Raw genomic sequence first — 20,318 nt, forward strand, 5'->3', positions numbered from 1 at the left:
AACAGATTTGGCAATGTCGATACCAACAACTCTGATTGTGTTCATGTGATATCACTCCTGAATTAATTGCAGTCAATAGAGTATGGCACTGGCTACTTCAGGGAGGGGCGTCCATAACATCACTACAAGTGCAATCTGACTAAGCCAAAACATTCTTTAGCCGTAGGCTCAAATCATGGAGTCCATCATTACTTACTGTGTGTCCAACAGGATAGGTCTTACGTGTAGCTTCATACCCCGCATTTTGCAGAGTATCCCCTGCTGTCATTGTCAGCGCGGTTAATACGATGTCGTCTTTCTCTCCATGGGCCATAAAGACAGGCGTTGTTCGATGTGTATCATGCTGCTCAGCTGAAGAAGCAGAGGCAAGAGGCAAGAGGCAGATAGCCAGACATACCAAAAATTCCGGCCAGACGATGCCCGAAACGGATGCCTGTAATCAGGGATCGTGCTGCCCTGAGAGAATCCCCCAATGACAATCCGCTTTCATACCGCGCGAATTTCGCGGTGTATCAGACTCTCATAATATCCCATCGTATTACGCAGTCCTGTTTCGTCTTCCGAACGAGAAAAATCAGAATGACGTTAATCGTACCAGGCCGGTCTGTACTGTCCCCCGCCCGCGATACTGCTTGAATTATTAGCGCTTTAACAACCAGCGCTTCTGGATCGAGATTTTCTGGTTCAAGTTAAAAATAATGAGGTTATTATCAAAGCATCATTCCCAGGGTAATCCTTGCTCCCAGCTTTCGACAAGCAGGTCAATAAAGGCCCGAATTCGCGGTGATAAATGTCGTTTACTGGGATAAATGAGCCGAATAGGTTCCGGAGGGAAAGGAAACTCCTCAAGCACAGGTATCAGCTTACCGCTACGCAAATCCTCCCCTAGCAAATAGGTCGGTAAGTGAACGATACCAAATCCGGAAATTGCCGACGCCCGCATGGCTTCCGAACTGTCGAGGTTAAGCCTGCCTGGCCCTTCATAAACAAAAGTGCCTTCCGGGGTCACAAACCGCCAGCTGCGTCTCTTTTCTGCACTCAGAAGAAAAATAGTGTCATGCCCGGTTAAGTCTGCGGGTGTTACTGGAGCGCCCCGTGAGGATAAATACTCGGGTGATGCACAAGTGACAATGTGCTGCGAAGCAATTGTACGGGTAAGAATACGTGAGTCATCGCGAGGTTCACCTATACGAATGGCAATATCAAAGCCTTCCTCTATCAGGTCAACAAACCTGTCGCTAAAGGACACTTCGGCACGAATTTCCGGCCACTTTTTCAGATAAATATCCAGAATGGGAAGGATATGTCGCTGCCCAAAAGAAAGCGGCGCACTCAGCCGGAGAGTCCCCGTTGGCTTACCCCTGCGCATGGCCATGGCGGCATCGACCTCTTCCAGGTCCTCGAGTATCTGGCGGCAACGATCAAACATGACCTTCCCTTCATCGGTGAGACTCAGACTTCGGGTGGTACGGTTAAGAAGACGAACCCCCATACGCGTTTCGAGCCGGACGATACTTTTACCAATCGCAGAACGTGTAAGCCCAAGGGAACTTGCGGCGTGTGTGTAACTCCCGGCTTTTACAGCCGCGACGAACGCGGCGATATCACCAATGCTGTTGATCTCCATACTATATTTTTCTCATCCAATACGGGCGTTGTTGTACCCTTATATGGGAAGCACATTCCCCAAATGTTGGTATATTATATATTTCTGTTCCACTTTAACGCAAATACAAACAGGAATACCGATGATGAATCAACAAACTAAGAAAGCCGTAAAAGAATGGTCAGAAAGCCTGGCCGGTCTGGGACCAATCCTTACGGGTGAAGATACCGTAACGCCAATGAGTGAAGTGCGTGACGCCTATACCCGTATGTTGGCTAAAAATCCTGCACCTGCAGGTGTTGGCTTTACTGAGGTCGATATGGGGGGCGTGCCGGGAACGCTGGTGACTCCTGAAAATCTAAAAACCGATGCCATCGTTATGTACATCCACGGTGGGGCATACATTGTCGGTGAATCTGCTGGCTATCACGGTATTGGTGGCAACTATGCCAGCATGCTGGGCGCACGGGTTTACATGCCAGATTACCGACTGGCACCGGAGTATCCTTTCCCTACGCCCGTTACCGATACCGTTCGTGCATATGAGTGGTTGATTGAACAGGGCTTTGACGCCAGCAAAATCGTGCTGGCGGGTGAGTCTGCGGGCGGCGCGATGGTGGTTACCGTTATGGTTGCGGCACGCAACAAGGGCCTGCCGCTTCCAGCCGGCGGGGTCGCTATTTCACCCTGGGCTAACCTTGAGCACACGGGTGTCTCTATGACCAACAGAGAAGGCCTTGATCCTCTGAACACCAAAGCGGGTCTTGATTTTCTCGCACGTACGTTCCTCGGCGATGCATTGCCTAACCATCCAATGGCATCACCGGTGTTTGCTGATGTAACGGGCCTGCCGCCGGTGCTCGTTCAGATTGGTGAAAACGAACTGATGCTGACCGACGCGATGCGTCTGGCAACTCATCTGGGTGATAACCGCGTACGCGTAAATCTGGAAGTCTGGCCGGGCATGTTCCATGCCTGGCATTTCTTCTCCACGTTGCAGCCAGAAGCGGTACAGGCGCTTGAGAGTTCAGTCGCCTTTATTGAAAAGGCTCTACGTGATGCAGCGAAGTAATCATCATTGATGATTGACTAAATAACGGGCGCAGCTGACTGCGCCCGTCAGGAGTGAAAATGCCCCCTCTACAGACACAACCAACCTATCCGTCGGATCTTGCCTCACATAGCGCATATAAGCGCGTATTTCGCCCGGGTAGTCTGACATTCGGCTTTATTATGCCGCTTGAAGGTTATCCGGATTCGCCTTTTCCGAACCTGCAGGATCATCAGGCGCTGGCACAATTTGCTGATGACGCCGGTTTTTCCGCTATGTGGATGAGAGATGTGCCCTTTTATGATCCACGGTTTGGTGACACAGGACAGATGCTTGACCCCATGGTCTACCTCGGATTCCTTGCCTCTCAAACCACACGCATAACGCTGGGTACCACCGGTATGGTATTACCCCTGAGGGACCCGATTATATTGGCCAAGCAGGCAGCCTCAGTGGACCAGCTAAGTGGTGGACGCCTTTTGCTGGGGCTATCCAGCGGGGATCGCGCTGTTGAATACCCTGCGTTTGGTGCCGATTACGATAACCGGGCCGAACGTTATCGCGAGGCGTTTGGTCTGATAAAAACCGTCTGTGAGACGTCCTTCCCGGTGGCTGAAACGGCGTACTACGGCAAGCTTTCAGGCAACCTTGATCTTATTCCCAAACCCTTTAAATCCCGCATTCCAATGATTGTGGTTGGTCGAGCACGGCAGGACCTGAGCTGGATAGCAGAGGAAAGCGACGGATGGATATGGCATCTGAGTGATTTCTCAACGCTCCCGGAACTGCTTGAATTCTGGCGTGGCGGTTACGACGACAATCGTTTCAGACCTTATGGCTATGCCACCTTTTTTGACCTGGATGCTAACCCTGACGCGCCGCTTCGCAGATTGATGAATGGCATCACCGTCGGCCGCAATGCGCTGATAAAGCTATGGAAGGAGCAGGAGCGCCAGGGAGTAAACCACGTTGCGTTAAATCTGAAACCGCTGACACGGCCAGCAGCCGAGGTGATGGCTGAAATGGCAGAATTTGTGTTACCCGAGTTTCCTTCTGAATAAATGCAGGGTAATAAATGAACTGTTTATTTCATTCTTCGGTGCAGAGCCTGAATACGTTTTGTGAAGCCTGGTCCGGTAACGCTTGCTCCGACAATAGCCAATGGCTGGACCCCTCGGTCAGATTAGTCAGCAGTCATCGTGGAACCGTTTCCGGCCGTGAAAATGTCACCGCCTTTTTGCAAAATGACTTTGCTGACCTGGACAACGTATCCGTTACACTGACAAACACCGTTGAGCGCAGGAACGATAAAGATTACGTCGCCAGTGCATACCTGCACGGACAGGCTTCGCGCACAGGTTCCGGACGTCATAACCCGGTACGGTTCGGGGGGACGGTCGTGATGAGGGCTGGCACAGATGAAGCCCAACCTGTGATCCATACCCTTCACCTCCAAATACACTGGACCTCAGGTGCAAGGCAGTTGTTATCGGGATGGCAGCTACCGGCTGAAGAGTCCGGCTGGCATCAGGGATTTCCGCCAGTCGCCATTATCAGTGAACTTGATGCTCCCTGGCATATTGTGCCAGAAAACCACCGTGCTACGGGTGACGAACAGGAGGTGATCGATATCTGGTATCGCTACGCGTGGGCGCTGGACCAGGCAGATTTCACACTTTTCAGCACATGCTTTAGTGAAAATGCCGCGGGTAACTTTACCCCCCTGGGCTATATCTCCGGGAGACGAAATATCATTGCCGCCATGAAAGCCTTCCGGCTTCCGTGGCCCTGGATGCAGCATTTTGGTAAACCTCTGAAAGTATGTGTCCACCCCGATCGCCAGTCGGCCTTCCTGATAATAGGCCGGTTTATTGCCGAGAAGACGCATGATTCAGTGGGTCGCAAAATCTACGGCGCGCATTACCGGGTTGGAATGGAAAAAGACGCTCACAACCAGTGGTCAATTTGCTGGAGCGAATATAATCCTGGCTGGCTTTCAACAGATGATGTATCCGGCATTGATACTGCATTACCGCGCAACAGATGAACGCTGCGCGCTCGACAAGCGTGCCGGCAACTCTTTTTTCAGTTCTTCAATCAAGGCTCTCACTTTAGGAAGCACCGTGTGAGTCCTGGGCCACATTGCTGATATGGGGGTGGGCGGTGCCTGAAATGTGGGTAGAATTGCACGAAGCTGCCCCTTTTTGATGGCATCACCACATAACCAGTCCGGAAGTTGCGTCACCCCACATCCGGCAATAGCCGCTTCCAGCATGGCTTGACCATTATTAAAACGGTAGGCTGAGGAAACAACATGCCTTACAACATGTCCCTCTTTGCCCCGGATTAGCCAGTAAGTTTGCCCATCTGACGGTAACCCTGAAATGCATCTGTGTGATGAAAGCTCACGAAGATCAATGGGGGTGCCTGCTCGTTCCAGATAGCCCTCAGAGGCGCAAATGATAAGCCTTTGCTCGCCCAGGCGGGTGGCAACCAAATCACCTGAGTCAGGCAGGGGACCAAGCCTCAGCGCTAGGTCAAAGCCGTCTGTCGCCGGGTCGCGCACCCGATCACTGAAATCAACTTCGATGTTCAGGGTCCGGTATTTTAACGCCATGATATTGAGTAAGGGCATAATGAAAAGATGCCCAAAGGCCACGGGAACCGTCAGCCGCATCAGTCCAGACGGCTCCACTATCCCCGCCTCTATTATGCTTTCAGCATCTGAAATCATATCCAGAGCAGCAGTGCAGCGATTGAAATAGATCTCACCTTCCGGCGTCAGCGACAGGCTTCGCGTACTGCGGTTGAGTAAGCGAACCCCCAGCCGAATTTCCAGACGCTTGATACTTTTGCTGAGTGCAGAGCGCGTCACGCCTAAACCCTCAGCAGCAGCAACGAAACTGCCTTTTCTGACGACTTCAGTAAATTCCTGTACGCCATTGAGTTGTGCCGTCACAAATATTGGTTCCTTTATCTCAACACTGAGGGGCTTTTTGCCCAGGTAATCATGGCCTTCAAATAAGGTTAAGATCGTTGCTAACAGATTTTTACCATGAAATGGCTTCAGGAGACAGAATGAGCGAGTTACTAAATATCTATACAATGAATGGAATAAAGCTTAATAATCGTGTCGTTATGGCACCAATGACCCGATCGCGGGCTTATGACCTTGTTCCCACTGACAGTATGGTCACCTACTATCGCCAGCGCGCAACAGCAGGTTTAATTGTTTCCGAAGGTTCACCTGTTTCAATGGAAGGTCGTGGACAGGCTTACACGCCGGGAATTTACACTGACGAACAGATAGAGGGCTGGAAAAAGGTGACAGAGGCAGTACATGCGCAGGGTGGGAAAATATTCATCCAGCTTTGGCACGTAGGACGTTCCTCACACGTTGCTCACCAGCCTGATGGGCAGGCCCCGGTCAGCTCCGTCTCACGCGTTGCAGAAGGCTGCACCACTCACATTCCCGGTGATAACTGTCAGTCTGTACGCGTATTTCACAGTCAGCCCCGCGCATTAGCAACGGATGAAGTCCCGCGGGTGACGCAGGATTTCGTTCGGGCGGCTAAAAATGCCATCGAGGCGGGTTTTGACGGTGTGGAGATCCACGCAGCTAACGGCTACATCTTCGAGCAATTTATCAATGGTGGACTTAACGACAGAACAGATCGTTATGGCGGTAATATTGCCAATCGACTGCGGTTTACGCTGGAAACTGTGGATGCTATCTCTGCAGCCATCGGGAGTCATCTGACAGGTATCCGTATTGCACCCTTTGGCCGCCTGCAGGATATGCATGGCTTTGATGATGAGCAGGATACCTGGTTATCTTTGGGTATCGAACTGCGTCGTCGACATCTCGCATATGTGCATTTGAGCGATCAGGAATCTCTGGGAGCTCAGGCCATTCCTGCTGGCTTTCTGACAAAGTTTCGCGAGGCCTACGAAGGTACCCTCATCGTCGCGGGCAGCTATACACAGGAGCGTGCTGAACTGGCACTCAGAGAAGGTTATGCCGACTTAATCGCATTTGGGCGTCCTTTCATAGCCAATCCTGATCTCGTTAAACGCATGAAAAATGGGTGGCCGATAGCTATTCCTGATAAGGATACGTTCTATACCGGGCGAGATGCAGGTTATATAGATTATCCCACGTATCACGTGGATTAAGATTCCCTGAAACAGAAATGCATCTGAAATGCATCCTATCCGCATGCTCGCTAAGGGTCCCGACAACTATTTTTGAGTTCGTCTGATCTGCTCCCTTATGAGTAGCACACTCAATTGTTGGTGACGTTCGCTCCTGGCACAGAGCAGACAAACACGTGACGCTGAAGGTCTGCTGAGAGCGTGAAGCGGACATTGCGAGCATCGCGATGTATTAAACAACGCGAGCGGGTCAACTGAACCTACGTGAATAATTTCACAGGAATAGTACTGACATAATCATCTGTTCTTATGCCAAATCAAACATCATCCGGTGGTTGAATGTTTTACTACATACTCTTCTTTACTGACAGGAGTATATAGAGTGATTGATCACACCGGCTTCAGCGTCACCAATCTTGAAGACAGTAAACTGTTTTATATGCGAGTTCTGGCAAGCCTTGGTCATAATGTCCGGCTTGAAATCCCAGACAAAGCGGTAGGTTTTGGTTCAGCCAAACCTGATGAAGGGGCCGATCCGGGGGGCGCGTTCTGGATCACTCAGGGTAGGCCCTCCACGCCTAGGATGCATATTGCCTTCAGTGCAAAAAACAAAGAAGCAGTGGACGCATTCCACTCTAGCGCCCTCCGGGCTGGTGGAAAAGATAATGGTGCGCCGGGATACCGACCTCAGTATCACCACGGATATTATGCCGCGTTCATCCTTGATCCTGACGGGTATAATATTGAGGCAGTTTACCACGAGCCACGATAATGACTAACGGTGCGGAAGTGTTTGGATTACCCGCGGCTATGCATCTTTTTATACAATAACATTTCTATTTATGTGTGAATAAAAAGTGTAAGCCAAATGATGCGCTTGATATTACTGCAATTGTATCAGGGAAAGTCTTATATCTTTTACTTTACTTCCGCTCCTCTCATCTAGGATGACCAAGATTCTTTGATGACGGCTTGGTGCTGTGAGTTCAACGGGTCGATGCAACGCTATCCTTAATCAAGGGGGGGACGTTGCCAATATAGTCATCTATGTCAATTTAAAGAGAGCAGGTCAGTATCTTATTCAGCCGTCAGTAAGTTACCTGCCAGAAGAGAACGTTGCTGAAATCGAGTCGTGTTAATTTGTGAGCAACAGCTTAGTGGAATGCGGGCATGTAACGTAAAGCCACGGCAAAAAGTTAACAGACTCAGCTGATTATTAAGGAGATGAATTGAAGCTTTTTGATTATCTGAATATGAAGTTTCCTGATCTGACGCCTGAAGCCACCAAAGTCCATCTTGCGCAATTAAATGATTATAAAGAGGATCCGCTTGTTAAATTCCGTGGAGGCACTTTCGACGACTGGCAGTGCTGGCAGAAGCGACTGGAGTTTAGCCGCAGATATGTCGTTTCACTGATCAGGATCCCAGGGACTGAAACTTGGCTATTTGCGGGAGCATTTCAGCAGATAGGCAACGCGGGAAAGAAAGCCTACCCTGATCGTGAGGAACTGTATTATCAGTACCACCTTCAGAAAATCCCAGAGACTGAAGAATACGCTGGAAGGATGTATATCAGCTTTAAAAATACAGTCCGTAACTTCATTCGCCTCGGTGAAAGTATTCAGAGCGAACTGGTTATCAGCGCCATCACCCCGGCACGTCTGACCTTCGGCGAGTTTCCAGGCTACCGCTACGTCGTGCTGGACCGGAACAGCATCGGCTCGATCCTCAGACTTAATCTGCAATCCTGGCGTACCGCACTGTCCGTGGTTAAAGGCATCTATGTATTAACTGATCGGGACAGCGGAAAACTCTACGTTGGAAAAGCCGATGGAATCGAGGGGATATGGGGCCGATGGGAATATTATTTTGGTTCCGGGCATGGCGGCAATGTAGGGCTTAAGGAAGCTTTCGGCACAGGCGATGAAAACCGACTGCAGAATATCACTTTCGCGATCCTCGAAGTCATGGATCTTAATGCCGAAAAAGGTGAAATTGACCGCCGCGAAACTCACTGGAAACAAATACTGCTCTCGCGGGAGTTTGGCCATAACCGAAACTAATAAAGCCTGTAAAAACACGCTGAACTGCTTCCCATTGATCAGGATTCGACATCAATCATGGCAACAATTGCGAACTTCTCCTTATTGCCGCTCTTGGCCGTTGCCTGGGGCTGCTACGTGCCAGAAGCGGAAGTTGTTAACATATAGTGCATTAATCAACAGGGAGCAGGTCATCATGAATGTGCTGGTCTGATCCTGATTGCGGCCAAAAGTCCGATTTATTCAACAAAGCTAGGAATGGTGCTAAAAGCTTGTATCCAGCCATAGGGTTAATTGAAAAAAATTGAGTGCACAAGTAATTATTAGTAATTAGATGTATTATTTAGATTGATTTTGTAAAAAAAGCTTCAAATAAATTCTGTTCTTAAGGTTTTTCTAAGGTTGCTCATGCATAGTTAGCATCATGAGTAATACGGACTCTCATAGTTGACGTTAAAATTTCATGGAAAGCGAAGATTCCGACATATTTATAAAACAACTTTTATGAATGCTAAGTATTTTTAAATTTCATACCTTTTTAATACATTGACAATTCTAAGGACTTATTATTTGCATGAGATTAAAATTTCGAGAGTGTAAATGGAAGAGTTTTTAATAAAAGCAAATCGTTTTCTTTATAGAAACCCTGAAAATGTAATTATAAAGTCATTAACAGGGGGGGATATGAAAGTCATTGAATATAATGATGGTGGCTATACCTATAGAAATTACTTTACGGAGGGGAGGAATATTTACGGGCAAGTAATCATTTCATTTAAAAAATTCCCCATATGGGTTATGCAGTATCAAGGCGGTGCAACCAATGATAGAATTGATGAAATAACCATTCGCAAAATGAAATCTTTATCAATGAAAAATCAAGGGCTTGCAGATGAACTTTATCCTATTAGAGGGCCTCGGGAAAATAAATTTTCGGGTTTCTTTTATTCCAATACTCTTTTTGGTTCTATCCAAAAATTCCAGGGGCAAGAAACAATACAATTTAATGACGAAACATATTACAGTCTAATTTTATCAGGAGGGGTGTTAGTATGATTCTACCCCCCTCACTAAGATTCTGGCATACCAACCACAGCTAGCTGACATCAATTGGCCGGAAGCAGTCGTTTAACCAGCTTCTAACCATAGATTGTCTGGACTGACCCGGTAGACGATCCTGCCCTATAGTTCAACTACAAAATGTCATTTCTGACATCGAGTTGATTTCCGCTTCTCACTCATAACTGCCAGGAGTTAGCTTGGTACTTAACAATCACATTACACTTTATCAATCTTACCAATTGGATGAGCTTAGAGTGCAGAGCAAACGAGAGTTGCATGATCCCACCATGGGTTATTATTAATCTTTGTAGCGCGAACGGAAAATTGTGCTTCCCGCACCTCATCCAGCAATGCCTGAAGTGGTCGTAAGGTACGCCAAGGTTGACCATTCTTTAGCAATTGATGTTTTTCGATATCATAACAGTCAATGTCTTCAGGGTTGTGGGGGCTCCCACACATGGAACTGATCACAAAGTGCCCTTTGGGTTTAAGAACTCGTTTTACTTCAGCCAGGCAGCGTTGCCGGGCTTCTCCAATAAGACAATGCAAACAACTACCATCAACAATCAGATCAAACTCTAAATCCGAAAATTGAGGTAGGTTGCAGACATCACCAACAATAAAATGGGCGGTGAGATTAGCTTGTTGAAAGCGTTCTTCAGCCCATTTTATTGCAGTTTCAGCTAAATCTACTCCCCAAACTTCATAACCATGCTCGGTAAGATACTGCGCTGCCATTGCGCCATTTCCACATCCAAGCTCAAGAACCTTTGCTCCAGATGGTGGAAGATATTCATGTATGCTGAGCCAGGAAAACACCCGTTCCTGCTGTTCTTTCGCCCTTACATAACCATCTCCAGCCCATGCTGTAGCCCCGTTCGCTATCAGTTCACGATACTGTTTCTCGTAAATATTCATATTGGACATGCTTTACACTCAGCAAATAATCAGCTGTTACTGTATAGCCAAATAACGTGGATATGAAGACGACAATAAAGGTAAAGCGACAGCGCCGCAGTGTCTCCTGTAGAGGAAAAGTTATGGATTGAGAGTCATATTGAACCGTTGCCCGTGCTCAAGGCACACTGTTTTCAGCCACATCGTTGTTATTCCTGGCGAGATATTTTTGTGGCAACGGCGTACGGTCCACTTTTCACTCTTAGCGGCGTATTGGCACTGCCACAGGCATATCTATGTAAAAAGCGAAGGTATTATAATTCAAGCATTCATTTGCCCTGATATACGATAACGATGATAAATAAAATACTGGTAAGTGCTTGCCTAATGGGGTTCAAAGTGCGCTATGACGGAAGCGAGAAAGCACAAATGACCGATCAGTTACAACGCTGGCAGAAAGAGCAGCGTCTTGTGATCCACTGTCCTGAACTGGCCGCTGGGTTGCCAATTCCACGTCCCTCAGCTGAGATTGTTTCTACTGATGGTAAAGACGTAATGAAGGCGCAGGTCAGAATACTTGAAATTACGGGGCAGGATGTAACTGAGCACTATCAGCTTGCCGCCTGGTTGGCATTACGTACAGCTCAGGAGTCAGGTTGTACCGCTGCGTTGTTAACCGACGGCAGTCCAACATGCGGTAGCCAATTCATCTATGACGGTTCATTTAGCGGCCAACGTAAGTCAGGTATGGGAGTCGCAGCTTCGCTACTCACTGAACATGGTATAGCCGTGTTTTCTGAGAAGAGGCTCGCCGATCTCATTGCTTGGATTGATGAGAAAGAACGCTGAACATATTTTTCATTGAGATACGAAAAGAAATCAGCTTTTTTGTTTATTCCTGGACACCTTCTCAGGCCGCTTAGTGCCAGAAGCAGACGTCGATAAAGTCTCAATCAACTAAGCTTTTGGATTGGTTAAACCTCGCGTTTTTCCGCCCATTTCAGCATTGCATCGAGAGCAGGGCACAGCGCTTGCCCCCATTCAGTGAGTCGATATTCCACTTTCGGCGGCACCTGGGGATACACCGTCCGTGACACGATCCCGTCGGCTTCCAGCTGTCTCAGTTGCTGCGCCAGCATCTTCTGCGAAATGCCGGGGATCAGTTTTTCAAAATCTGAATAGCGCTGTATCTTCCCGTCAAAAAGATGAAAAAGAATGATCAATTTCCAGCGACCTTCCAGCAGGCGCAGGACATGTTCCACACCTGTGGCGGCAGATTCCGGGTTATATAACTTACTCATAATTCAGTAACTCACTTTTTCGTGCGTACTTGTCAATTTCACAGTCTATGTTGAATATAACAGTACTGTAAATAACGGGAGTACTGAGCCATGTCATTCACATTACCGCACGCTATTTCTACCTATTTCTCTATCAGCAATGGCGCAGATATCGCCAGAGTTAAGGATTGTTTTACCGTCGATGCCGTCGTAACCGACGAAAATAAAACCTATCAGGGCCACGTAGCGATCGGGGCATGGCAACGTGCCGCGCAGGCCACGTTTGACTACGGCGTTGAGCCCATTAAGGTTCTTAACGAAGGCGACCGGGTGACGGTCACCTCGAACGTCGTCGGTAACTTTCCCGGTAGCCCGGTAAAGCTTAATCATTCTTTCGGCCTGATCGGCGACAAGATCAACACCCTGGAGATTCTCTAATGTCATTGGATCTTGATTTCCAGGGTAAACGCGTGCTGGTTACTGCGGGTACCAAAGGCGTCGGTAAAGCGGTGGTCGGGCTGTTAAAACAGCAGGGTGCCAGGGTGTTAACAACCGCGCGCCACGCGCCCACGGAATGTATTGCAGACGTCTTTGTGGCGTCGGACCTGACCACGGTCAAAGGGTGTGCCTCAGTAGCGGAGGCCGTTCAGGCACGCCTGGGAGGAGTCGACATCATCATCCATGTGGCGGGTGGTTCTACCTCACCCGGAGGTGGATTTGCGGCGTTGGGCGAAGAGGAGTGGCAACAGGAACTCAATCTTAATCTGTTGCCCGCGGTACGTTTAGATCGTGCGCTGTTGCCAGGGATGCTGGTGCAGGGAGGCGGGGTGATCATTCACGTCACCTCTATCCAGCGTGAACTGCCGTTGCCGGAATCCACCACCGGCTACGCGGCAGCGAAAGCGGCGCTGTCAGCGTACAGCAAAAGCTTGTCGAAAGAGGTATCGCCGAAGGGAGTTCGGGTGATTCGCGTCGCACCCGGCTGGATCGAAACCGAAGCTTCGGTGGCAATGGCGGAACGACTGGCGCAGCAGGCTGGAACGGATTACGAAGGCGGTAAGCAGATCATCATGAAGGCACTCGGGGGTATTCCGCTGGGGCGCCCTTCAAAACCCATTGAGGTGGCTAATCTCATTGCCTTCCTCGCGTCATCTTATGCTGCCGCCATCACCGGCACTGAATATGTGATAGATGGCGGCACCATCCCGACTGTATAGACAAGTATCTTAATCGGCTCATGCTGGTAGCGAATGATAGGCTTGCGCCCTCCGGGATAAAGGAGCCAGAACCAGGAACTCAACTCAAAGCCACGTAAGTGGCTTTTCTATGAAGTCTTAAACGAGACTGCTGGGTGATACCATGCTCCCATTCTCTTCTTCTCTAATGTCCGCTCCTCGCTCATAGCTGCCCTTTGGTAACTCCTGTGCCAAAAGCGGAAGTTACCTCTCGGGGGCATTAAAGATTAGCCTTGGTTATTATGATAAATTCATTCAACTGTCAGGGTTCAATTAGGGTGAGAAAAATGCTCTTGGAAAAGCTGAAAGCACTTGAATGCAGTCTTCACGGTGTCCGGCGGAATGATCGGAAATGGCTTGAACAGATATTGCATCCCGAATTTCGGGAAATCACACGGTCAGGTGTAATAGTTGACCGCGCGGAGACGATAGCATCTTTGACTGGCGAATTAAGTCCAACGATCATTCTTAGCAGTGATTTCCGGCTGATCAGCATGGGAGAGTACTGCGCCATTCTGCACTACAAGACGTTTAATTCGGACGGCAGCCGAGCATCCCTACGTTCTTCTTGCTGGGTGTATTCTGACAAGGGGCAATGGGAGTTGGCTTTCCATCAGGGAACACCAGAGGCGGGTGCGGTATAAGTTCGGCAATGACACGCTAAAAAACCATCAGCCCGGTGGGTATCTCTTACAGGCATGAAAAGCCAATGTCAGCTCCCCGCTCAAAGCTGAAACTCACCAAAGCCAACGTCGCTTGGGTTCTTGCCAGATCCCCTGCCAAAGGTCAAAACGCTTGAGTTGTTCAAGTTTCTGTAGAACAACATCTTCACCCACGGATGAGAGAATTCGCTCTGGAATTGAAATGCCGAAAAGGTCTTCAGCGACCGGGAATATTTCACATTCTGATGTAAGTGACCCCAACGATTTTTCTATCTTCTTACGCTCTGCTTTTACAATTAACTGAAGTCCCATCAGCATTTAAACTCCACAATGGCTGCCTGCTCAAACGCTTGTCTGACCTGGGCCAGGACCTGGTCAGGGATTGATTGTCCTCTAATATCATAGACGACCCGGCAAGTTCGAATGTGCGATGGAAGCAGTGATAGTCCGTAAGATATTCTGGCAATATTGTACGCAATACTGAGTTTTATAGATTCCGGGGATGCCAGGCTGTGGCTGGCTACAAGTAGAAACTCTCCATGTTCATCATTAATAAACTCTGGGGTAAACATCACACCTCCCTTTTATTACCTTCACCGATTTCTATCAATTGAATGCCTTTTCATCAAAAATTTATCATAGCTGGTATCCTGACCGAAAAACGATGTCCGCTTCTCACTGTGCCGGAGGCGGACATCACAAGCAGCACAGCGTATTAGTTGTCAATGGTGAGGAGGCGGTGTCCGGATGTCGTGACAAAATATCTCTATTAGTGAATGCTCCGGTTAAGCGGGATACTTACGTATGCAAGCCAGATTTCTTATTCGACACGCTTCACCTCCGGATGACGCTCTGTTGCCGCCTCATGTAAAATGTCATCAAGCCAACCTGGAATTTCTGCCTCTGTCAGATCGTTCGGAATTGCGATGTCGTAAAGCCGGGAAAATTTTCGCTCTGTCAGGTCTGCGCGGAATACCAGCCAGCGCTCCCCCTCACGTTTGATACCAAGGTGTCGTCCAAAAACGTTGTAGATCAGCATTATTAATCTCCTGGCATTTTCATCAAAGTAAAGGTGACAAATTCACAGAGTTTTTTTATTTTAAGCTGATACTATTATTTTTCGCCCATTTCCTTAATCTGCCATTAGCATTGGCATAGGGAGATGATGTGTTAAATGAGATCATTCGCCCCATAGTCCATTTTGTGTACCATGGTTTAGCATACAAAGCGTCATCAGTGAGCCCATCAATAAGTTTCACTATTTCATCTTTTACTTCCTCGAGCTCAGTAATTAACGCGTTATAATCCAATTCGCTATAATCAGAGTAAAATTTTTGCGCCAGAAGCCCAAGTTGATTCCACTTAAAACCGGTTTCTGGAAAATTAACAGGCAATCCTTTCCCGTCGGAAGTGATCCACTTTACAACCAGAGTGTTCCACCCGAGCAGATAGGAAACCAGATCGCGAACACTCATTTCCGTGCCCTTGCAGTGTCCATCCATTGAGTTATCTAAGGTGAGTTCGGGGGGGATGGCATTAAGATAACTAATTAATTTATTGAAATTTTTATCGATTGCTAAAAGCAATTCAGATTTTGTTTGCGGTACATTCATACAGAGTTACCCCGCACTTCAGAAGAGATCCATAAAGACGCCATGTGGTGTTTAAATATCAATCAATTATGTACTTCCTGGCATGAAAGGGGAAGTCCCTGTAAACAGCTCTCTCTTTGTTCAAGGCACATGAATCACTCGAGGTTTGAGGCTATCAGGGGCTGCGACAGCAGCCCTGACGGGATGCATCTGGATCTTTTGTGCAGCCGCTTGTCTACGACGTTTCGTCATTGGGCCTTTTGTCAGCTGTTCGCTCGAAGCAGCCTGATGGGCTTCACCTACATATATTTTCCCAGCCGGGAAGAATAAATATCTAGGTAATAATTCATATCTTCTGTGGCATGGTGGTGTCAACGGACCTGAGAGAGAAGTAACAGTATCAGGAAATATTTCTAAAGATGATTTTTTTATGCTTCAGGAATTTAAAAAATTAAAAAATGATGACATTGCATTCTATAGAAGAATTGGTGTGAACATCAGGGTGTCATTTTGTCCGCAATTAAAAGATGACTATAAAGAAAGATTTCCGGAGAAATGGTTTTCATACCCTCCGGAAGACTTGGAAAAATTTGGTATAAAAAACATTCACTACGCCATTTCAGCTTCTCAATGGGTTCTCTCCATGAGAAATAAGCACGTTATTTTTGCCAGTTACTGTAATTAGGAGAAACAACAATGCGTGAGCTTTCTTTAAGTGAAATCCTTACGTCCTTTGTGAGTACCGCCCCATCATCTGTATCGGGGCGGATCGAGTGTGTATTTATTGACAGTGCAATCGAACTACGTTCAGAAGCTATATGTCACTTTCAAGCTTCCAGTGGGCGATGCTTTTCGTTGCACAATCGGGCTGTTGCGTGCATCACCAGCCAACTGCGTAAAGCCTGTTGCGGCAACCACGCTCCAGTCTTGGTTGAACTTGTGTGTCCAGTCCATATTCAGTGAATAGGCATAAATCCCGGAACCGGCATCATATTGACTAAACCCCGATGCGGCTGACTGTGATGAACTTACCCCGTAGTAAGTTTGCATATAGTTGCCTGTTCCCCAACTGCTGGTCAGCGCCATCGTCACGGTATTTTCCGATGAGCTATAAAGCGGGCTGATAATGCCGAAATGCAGGGCCGCGCCATTGTCCCGCTGAGAAAACGGCACCTCAGCCTGCAATTGCAAATGAAGCCAGTCGGTGACCTTATACCCCAGACCCAATGCCCCGATAGCCGAGCCTTTGATATCGCCCATACCCCGCAAGTCGTCACTGCCATCGCTCAGTGAGTCGCTGTCCACGTCATGATCCTTACGGCCTGCGCGATAGCTCAGCGCAGTACTGTAATCCAGCTTGCCGGTGCTGTTGCCGTAACCGATACCCCGCGTGGTACTCACGAAGAACCCATTATGCATCGAGTAATCAAGCACCAGGGCTGTCGTGACGCGGTTTTCATCCGAACCAGAATAAAGTGGCGTAACATCCACGCCTCCTCCCAACGTTAAGGCGTTACCCTGTTGTGGTTCTGCCGCAAGTGTTGGGGTGGCCAGTAACGCCAGCAGCGCGCCCGGCAGCATTTTTATCAGGGTGCGTCCTGAGAGTGAATAGGGGAACTTATGACGCAGTTCGAAGTTGCTCATTAAAGAAGTCCTTATGGATTCAAACGATTACGATACAAGCGGGTTTTAAACGCCAGAACGCTCAGTTTGAATACGCACCCTAAAGTTCTCATGAGCTAAAAATGAAGAAATACTTAAGCACGTACCGGTGACACAAACCTGATAAATTTCCTGATACCGTTTTTTTCTTCAGACGTTCTTCATTCACTGTTGATAACGTAACTATTGTGAAAATTCTCCTCATCGAAGACGACCTGGATCTCGGCAACGGCGTACGTATTGCCCTTGCAGATCAAGGATTAGATGTCATATGGGTTCGCCGCAAAGTGGATGCGCTGCATCAACTCGATGCCTGCGTGCCGGAACTTGTGTTGCTCGACCTCGGACTGCCCGACGGCGATGGCATGAGCCTGATGGCGTACTTGCGCCAGCAGCTCAAGGGGATCCCCGTCATCATTCTGACCGCGCGAGGCACCCTGCAGGATCGCCTGTGCGGGCTGGATGCCGGTGCTGACGACTATCTCGTCAAACCTTTTGTTCTCGCCGAGTTGTTGGCCAGGGTAAGAGCACTTGCGCGACGCAGTTACGGTTTTGAGAATGAGGTGATAGAAATTCGTGGGTTATCTCTCCACGTGCCGACTCGTCGCGTGACAGTGAGCGCGCGGAATGTTGAGTTGACGGCAAGTGAATACGCGCTGCTTGAAACTTTAATGATGCGCACTGATCGCGTGCTTACACGAAGGTTTCTGGAAGAAAGGATATTCGGCGCCAAAGAAAATATGAGCAATGCACTCGATGTGCATATGGGTAATTTACGTCGCAAAATCGGCGACGGTTATGTACGAACGGTGAGGGGCGTAGGGTATGTCATTGATACCGTACCGATTCAGAAAGGGGCTGGTTGATGCGAAATTTTTGGCGCCACCTGAGAACTCCAACGCTCGTACGGCGAATTATGATCGCCCAGATGTTACTGCTTACACTGCTTTGGTGTCTTTTTCTGACCTACATTTTGTGGGAGAACTTGCGTAGCCCCCCGATGCTAACGGGCAGCAATACCTACGAAACCATTCTTACATTGGTTGATCGTATGGATGATCGCCCGCAGGATCGCAACGCGGTGCTGGAAAAGTTCAGCACAGCGTTGCGGGAAGGTTATGGCGGAGGTGAAGATCCGAAACTGTCAATCAGCCTAATCGTTCGGAAGAATAAAGAGATAATTTATTCATCTGATGGCGCTCCGTCAGGGGTGACAAACACCCTGTATGGGAAAATTCAGAGCATTCAGAGTGAAGGTCGCACCTGGACTAGCCGTACTCTCAAGTCCGGGAGATCCGATGCGGAGGTAACACTTGTCACGCCTGCCGGAGGCTGGAACTTTTTTATATACCTGAACTCGCGTGGATACTACATATTGCCGCTACTGGTGTGCATTCCTTTTCTTTTGTTTCCCGCGTGGCTGTCAATCCGTATTGCAATGCGACCCTGGAACAAGGTGATAAATGAAATTTCCTTACGAACTTCAGAAGATCTCTCTCCCTTAAAAGAAGTGCCAAAGCACATGGAGCTTCGCCAAATGGTGGACGCTACTAATCTATTTCTTGCCAGGGTACAAGAGAGTTCTGATAGGGAACGGGTTTTCATTGCAGATGCCGCTCACGAACTGCGTACCCCCCTGGCTGCGATGCGAATCAATGTGGAGGCGTTGCAGTCCTATGTAAGCAGTAATAATCAACAGGAGTTGCTGGCAGGGATTATTCGCAGCAATAGCCGTGCAGCGCGTCTTGTCAATCAGTTGCTACTGATGATGCACAGCGAAGTGCGCATTGACACTGTTATGGAGCCTGTGCCGCTGACAACGCTCATACAAGAGCGAATGGCTGCACTGGCACCGCTGGCGGCTGAGCGCAGGATTGAGCTCGAATTCTACTCTGATGATGAAGTCTGGATCACAGGCGTCAGGGAACGCCTGATGTCGCTGATTGATAATTTAATTGAAAATGCCGTGAAGTACAGCCCTGAGGGCGGACGGGTTGAGGTAGATGTACGATCACTTGATAAATCTACTCAGCTACGTGTTTCAGATGCAGGGCCCGGCATTCCATTTGAATTGAGGGAGCGCGTGTTCGATAGGTTTTTTCGCGATCCCAATCAGATACAAAGCGGGAGTGGACTGGGGCTTGCCATAGTCAAAGCGGTTGCGCAGCAACACAACAGCAGCGTATGCCTGAGTACGTCTGCAGAAGGTGGGCTCATGGTTACTGTTGACTTTCCAAACCACAAGTCCGCCTGAAAGAAAACATGATTTTGATACCAGCCCAGCGGAGGGCCTCTGTCAGAACAATGGAGTTGAAATTGAAATATTTGACGCTGTCTACACTATTATTTTCTATCTCAATCAGCGGGTGCGCCATAACCGTCAGCGAATTAAAAAGCAGTCAATCATCCTATGACGGCAGCTTCACGAGCAAGACGGAGCCCTCCGATACCTATCGAACCTTAAGGCACATGGCAAGGCAGTGCCTGGAATATGAGGCATATTCAGGAAATCCGGTCATCGTATTAAGCGAGTTTGACGGTGAGCGCAATGAAGGTGAGATCAATCAAAAGCTCCTTGCGCAGGGACTGTTGATTAACAACACGCTAATTGAAATAGAAAGACATGATGGGGACAAAGCACAGGTCAGCCTATACACAACCAAGAACATCTTGAGTGTGGGCATCAGGTCGCCAAATATAAGTGATATCAAGCGCTGGGCTGACGGCGATAGATCTTGCTAGAACGACACTCTCGTCAATACCGTGAAGCATCTCAGGCCATATGACTTAATCCCCCGTTGATTTACACACCGCGATTTAAGTAATGCCTTCATCAGTAATGAGAACAACTGCGAACGTCTGCTGTTCGCTCTCAGCAGCCTGATGGGCCTCACCTACAGCAGCTTGGTGCCTAAATCGGACCTTGCTAATATCCTGCCATGTCGATAAATGTGAGCCGGTCACCCCGGGCGCACAGGCACCTGTTTACGCACTGCGTTAGACAGAACTAACGATGTGGTCACTGAACCATGAACCGCCAGGGCATCGACAACGGCTTCCAAATCAGCCGGTTG

At 48.4% G+C, this 20,318-nt stretch carries 24 protein-coding genes; 15 read left to right on the forward strand and 9 right to left on the reverse strand.

All coding sequences use genetic code 11. The features are described from left to right. Nucleotides 1–139: 139 nt before the first annotated feature. Together LC431_RS26455 and LC431_RS25565 are read right to left on the reverse strand one after the other, a co-directional pair. Nucleotides 140–400 carry an alpha/beta hydrolase gene (locus LC431_RS26455; protein WP_370633977.1) on the reverse strand — a complete coding sequence of 87 codons (261 nt, stop codon included), beginning with the start codon at nucleotides 398–400 and terminating at the stop codon, nucleotides 140–142. Between the two features lie 318 nt (nucleotides 401–718). Beyond that, nucleotides 719–1,627 carry a LysR family transcriptional regulator gene (locus tag LC431_RS25565; protein ID WP_121019292.1) on the reverse strand — a complete coding sequence of 303 codons (909 nt, stop codon included), beginning with the start codon at nucleotides 1,625–1,627 and terminating at the stop codon, nucleotides 719–721. Between the two features lie 121 nt (nucleotides 1,628–1,748). Here LC431_RS25565 and LC431_RS25570 point away from each other — a divergent pair, with 121 nt between their 5' ends. From LC431_RS25570 to LC431_RS25580, 3 genes are read left to right on the forward strand one after another with little or no spacing between them, the layout of a single operon-like run. Then, a complete protein-coding gene (locus LC431_RS25570) occupies nucleotides 1,749–2,678 on the forward strand; it encodes an alpha/beta hydrolase (RefSeq protein WP_112288739.1) in 930 nt (309 codons plus the stop codon). A 59-nt stretch (nucleotides 2,679–2,737) separates the two neighbouring features. Next, nucleotides 2,738–3,718, forward strand: coding sequence for a TIGR03571 family LLM class oxidoreductase (locus LC431_RS25575; RefSeq protein ID WP_121019293.1), 981 nt, complete (start codon nucleotides 2,738–2,740; stop codon nucleotides 3,716–3,718). Nucleotides 3,719–3,732: 14 nt separating this feature from the next. Beyond that, a complete protein-coding gene (locus tag LC431_RS25580) occupies nucleotides 3,733–4,704 on the forward strand; it encodes a nuclear transport factor 2 family protein (protein WP_223510457.1) in 972 nt (323 codons plus the stop codon). Here LC431_RS25580 and LC431_RS25585 read toward each other — a convergent pair. Then, the gene (locus LC431_RS25585; protein ID WP_121019295.1) at nucleotides 4,687–5,616 is read right to left on the reverse strand and encodes a LysR family transcriptional regulator; all 930 of its coding nucleotides are present in this window, start codon (nucleotides 5,614–5,616) and stop codon (nucleotides 4,687–4,689) included. The two genes, LC431_RS25580 and LC431_RS25585, sit on opposite strands and share 18 nt — an antisense overlap. A gap of 119 nt (nucleotides 5,617–5,735) precedes the next feature. Between LC431_RS25585 and LC431_RS25590 the strand changes: the two genes are divergently transcribed. The 4 genes from LC431_RS25590 to LC431_RS25605 all read left to right on the forward strand — a co-directional run bounded on the left by LC431_RS25590 (nucleotide 5,736) and on the right by LC431_RS25605 (nucleotide 9,910). Next, a complete protein-coding gene (locus tag LC431_RS25590; RefSeq protein ID WP_121019296.1) occupies nucleotides 5,736–6,833 on the forward strand; it encodes an alkene reductase in 1,098 nt (365 codons plus the stop codon). Nucleotides 6,834–7,194: 361 nt separating this feature from the next. Then, the gene (locus tag LC431_RS25595) at nucleotides 7,195–7,584 is read left to right on the forward strand and encodes a VOC family protein (protein ID WP_121019297.1); all 390 of its coding nucleotides are present in this window, start codon (nucleotides 7,195–7,197) and stop codon (nucleotides 7,582–7,584) included. Between the two features lie 457 nt (nucleotides 7,585–8,041). Further along, nucleotides 8,042–8,875 carry a GIY-YIG nuclease family protein gene (locus tag LC431_RS25600; protein ID WP_121019298.1) on the forward strand — a complete coding sequence of 278 codons (834 nt, stop codon included), beginning with the start codon at nucleotides 8,042–8,044 and terminating at the stop codon, nucleotides 8,873–8,875. A gap of 579 nt (nucleotides 8,876–9,454) precedes the next feature. Continuing rightward, a complete protein-coding gene (locus LC431_RS25605) occupies nucleotides 9,455–9,910 on the forward strand; it encodes a DUF5680 domain-containing protein (RefSeq protein WP_032160536.1) in 456 nt (151 codons plus the stop codon). Nucleotides 9,911–10,165: 255 nt separating this feature from the next. Here LC431_RS25605 and LC431_RS25610 read toward each other — a convergent pair whose 3' ends face one another. Continuing rightward, the gene (locus LC431_RS25610; protein WP_121019299.1) at nucleotides 10,166–10,834 is read right to left on the reverse strand and encodes a class I SAM-dependent methyltransferase; all 669 of its coding nucleotides are present in this window, start codon (nucleotides 10,832–10,834) and stop codon (nucleotides 10,166–10,168) included. A gap of 333 nt (nucleotides 10,835–11,167) precedes the next feature. On the opposite strand from LC431_RS25610, the gene LC431_RS25615 reads away from it, so the two are divergent. Continuing rightward, nucleotides 11,168–11,662 (forward strand): DUF523 domain-containing protein, encoded by a 495-nt coding sequence (locus LC431_RS25615; protein ID WP_024191716.1) that lies wholly within the window; start codon nucleotides 11,168–11,170, stop codon nucleotides 11,660–11,662. A gap of 125 nt (nucleotides 11,663–11,787) precedes the next feature. Here the strand turns inward: LC431_RS25615 and LC431_RS25620 are convergent, their stop codons facing one another. Then, on the reverse strand, nucleotides 11,788–12,114 hold the full coding sequence (locus LC431_RS25620; protein WP_112152208.1) for a helix-turn-helix domain-containing protein: 327 nt from the start codon (nucleotides 12,112–12,114) through the stop codon (nucleotides 11,788–11,790). Nucleotides 12,115–12,204: 90 nt separating this feature from the next. On the opposite strand from LC431_RS25620, the gene LC431_RS25625 reads away from it, so the two are divergent. From LC431_RS25625 to LC431_RS25635, 3 genes are all read left to right on the forward strand, one after another. Beyond that, the gene (locus tag LC431_RS25625) at nucleotides 12,205–12,531 is read left to right on the forward strand and encodes a nuclear transport factor 2 family protein (protein ID WP_112152209.1); all 327 of its coding nucleotides are present in this window, start codon (nucleotides 12,205–12,207) and stop codon (nucleotides 12,529–12,531) included. After that, nucleotides 12,531–13,310: an SDR family oxidoreductase gene (locus LC431_RS25630; RefSeq protein ID WP_112152210.1), complete on the forward strand. Its 780-nt coding sequence runs from the start codon at nucleotides 12,531–12,533 to the stop codon at nucleotides 13,308–13,310. Before LC431_RS25625 ends, LC431_RS25630 begins: the two co-directional genes overlap by 1 nt. Before the next feature lie 305 nt (nucleotides 13,311–13,615). After that, nucleotides 13,616–13,972: a DUF4440 domain-containing protein gene (locus LC431_RS25635; RefSeq protein ID WP_037034580.1), complete on the forward strand. Its 357-nt coding sequence runs from the start codon at nucleotides 13,616–13,618 to the stop codon at nucleotides 13,970–13,972. 93 nt (nucleotides 13,973–14,065) lie between these two features. On the opposite strand, the gene LC431_RS25640 is transcribed toward LC431_RS25635, so the two are convergent. The 3 genes from LC431_RS25640 to LC431_RS25650 form a co-directional block, all read right to left on the reverse strand. Beyond that, nucleotides 14,066–14,308, reverse strand: a complete 243-nt coding sequence (locus LC431_RS25640) for a hypothetical protein (RefSeq protein ID WP_223510458.1) — start codon at nucleotides 14,306–14,308, stop codon at nucleotides 14,066–14,068. A gap of 502 nt (nucleotides 14,309–14,810) precedes the next feature. Further along, the gene (locus LC431_RS25645) at nucleotides 14,811–15,029 is read right to left on the reverse strand and encodes a hypothetical protein (RefSeq protein WP_013575645.1); all 219 of its coding nucleotides are present in this window, start codon (nucleotides 15,027–15,029) and stop codon (nucleotides 14,811–14,813) included. Nucleotides 15,030–15,084: 55 nt separating this feature from the next. Beyond that, nucleotides 15,085–15,603, reverse strand: a complete 519-nt coding sequence (locus LC431_RS25650) for a ClbS/DfsB family four-helix bundle protein (RefSeq protein ID WP_013575644.1) — start codon at nucleotides 15,601–15,603, stop codon at nucleotides 15,085–15,087. 409 nt (nucleotides 15,604–16,012) lie between these two features. Between LC431_RS25650 and LC431_RS25655 the strand changes: the two genes are divergently transcribed. Continuing rightward, nucleotides 16,013–16,267, forward strand: a complete 255-nt coding sequence (locus tag LC431_RS25655) for a hypothetical protein (RefSeq protein ID WP_015689969.1) — start codon at nucleotides 16,013–16,015, stop codon at nucleotides 16,265–16,267. A gap of 122 nt (nucleotides 16,268–16,389) precedes the next feature. Here the strand turns inward: LC431_RS25655 and LC431_RS25660 are convergent, their stop codons facing one another. Then, the gene (locus tag LC431_RS25660) at nucleotides 16,390–17,226 is read right to left on the reverse strand and encodes a MipA/OmpV family protein (RefSeq protein ID WP_013575642.1); all 837 of its coding nucleotides are present in this window, start codon (nucleotides 17,224–17,226) and stop codon (nucleotides 16,390–16,392) included. 206 nt (nucleotides 17,227–17,432) lie between these two features. Here LC431_RS25660 and LC431_RS25665 point away from each other — a divergent pair, with 206 nt between their 5' ends. From LC431_RS25665 to LC431_RS25675, 3 genes are read left to right on the forward strand one after another with little or no spacing between them, the layout of a single operon-like run. Continuing rightward, on the forward strand, nucleotides 17,433–18,110 hold the full coding sequence (locus tag LC431_RS25665; protein ID WP_013575641.1) for a response regulator transcription factor: 678 nt from the start codon (nucleotides 17,433–17,435) through the stop codon (nucleotides 18,108–18,110). Next, a complete protein-coding gene (locus LC431_RS25670; protein ID WP_112152427.1) occupies nucleotides 18,110–19,498 on the forward strand; it encodes a HAMP domain-containing sensor histidine kinase in 1,389 nt (462 codons plus the stop codon). Before LC431_RS25665 ends, LC431_RS25670 begins: the two co-directional genes overlap by 1 nt. A gap of 50 nt (nucleotides 19,499–19,548) precedes the next feature. Next, nucleotides 19,549–19,986, forward strand: coding sequence for a hypothetical protein (locus LC431_RS25675; protein ID WP_173362073.1), 438 nt, complete (start codon nucleotides 19,549–19,551; stop codon nucleotides 19,984–19,986). The last annotated feature ends 332 nt before the right edge of the window (nucleotides 19,987–20,318 follow it).

The organism is Rahnella sp. GSA61A, assembly GCF_019969905.1.
In the GTDB taxonomy this organism is placed as follows: Bacteria; Pseudomonadota; Gammaproteobacteria; order Enterobacterales; family Enterobacteriaceae; genus Rahnella; species Rahnella aceris.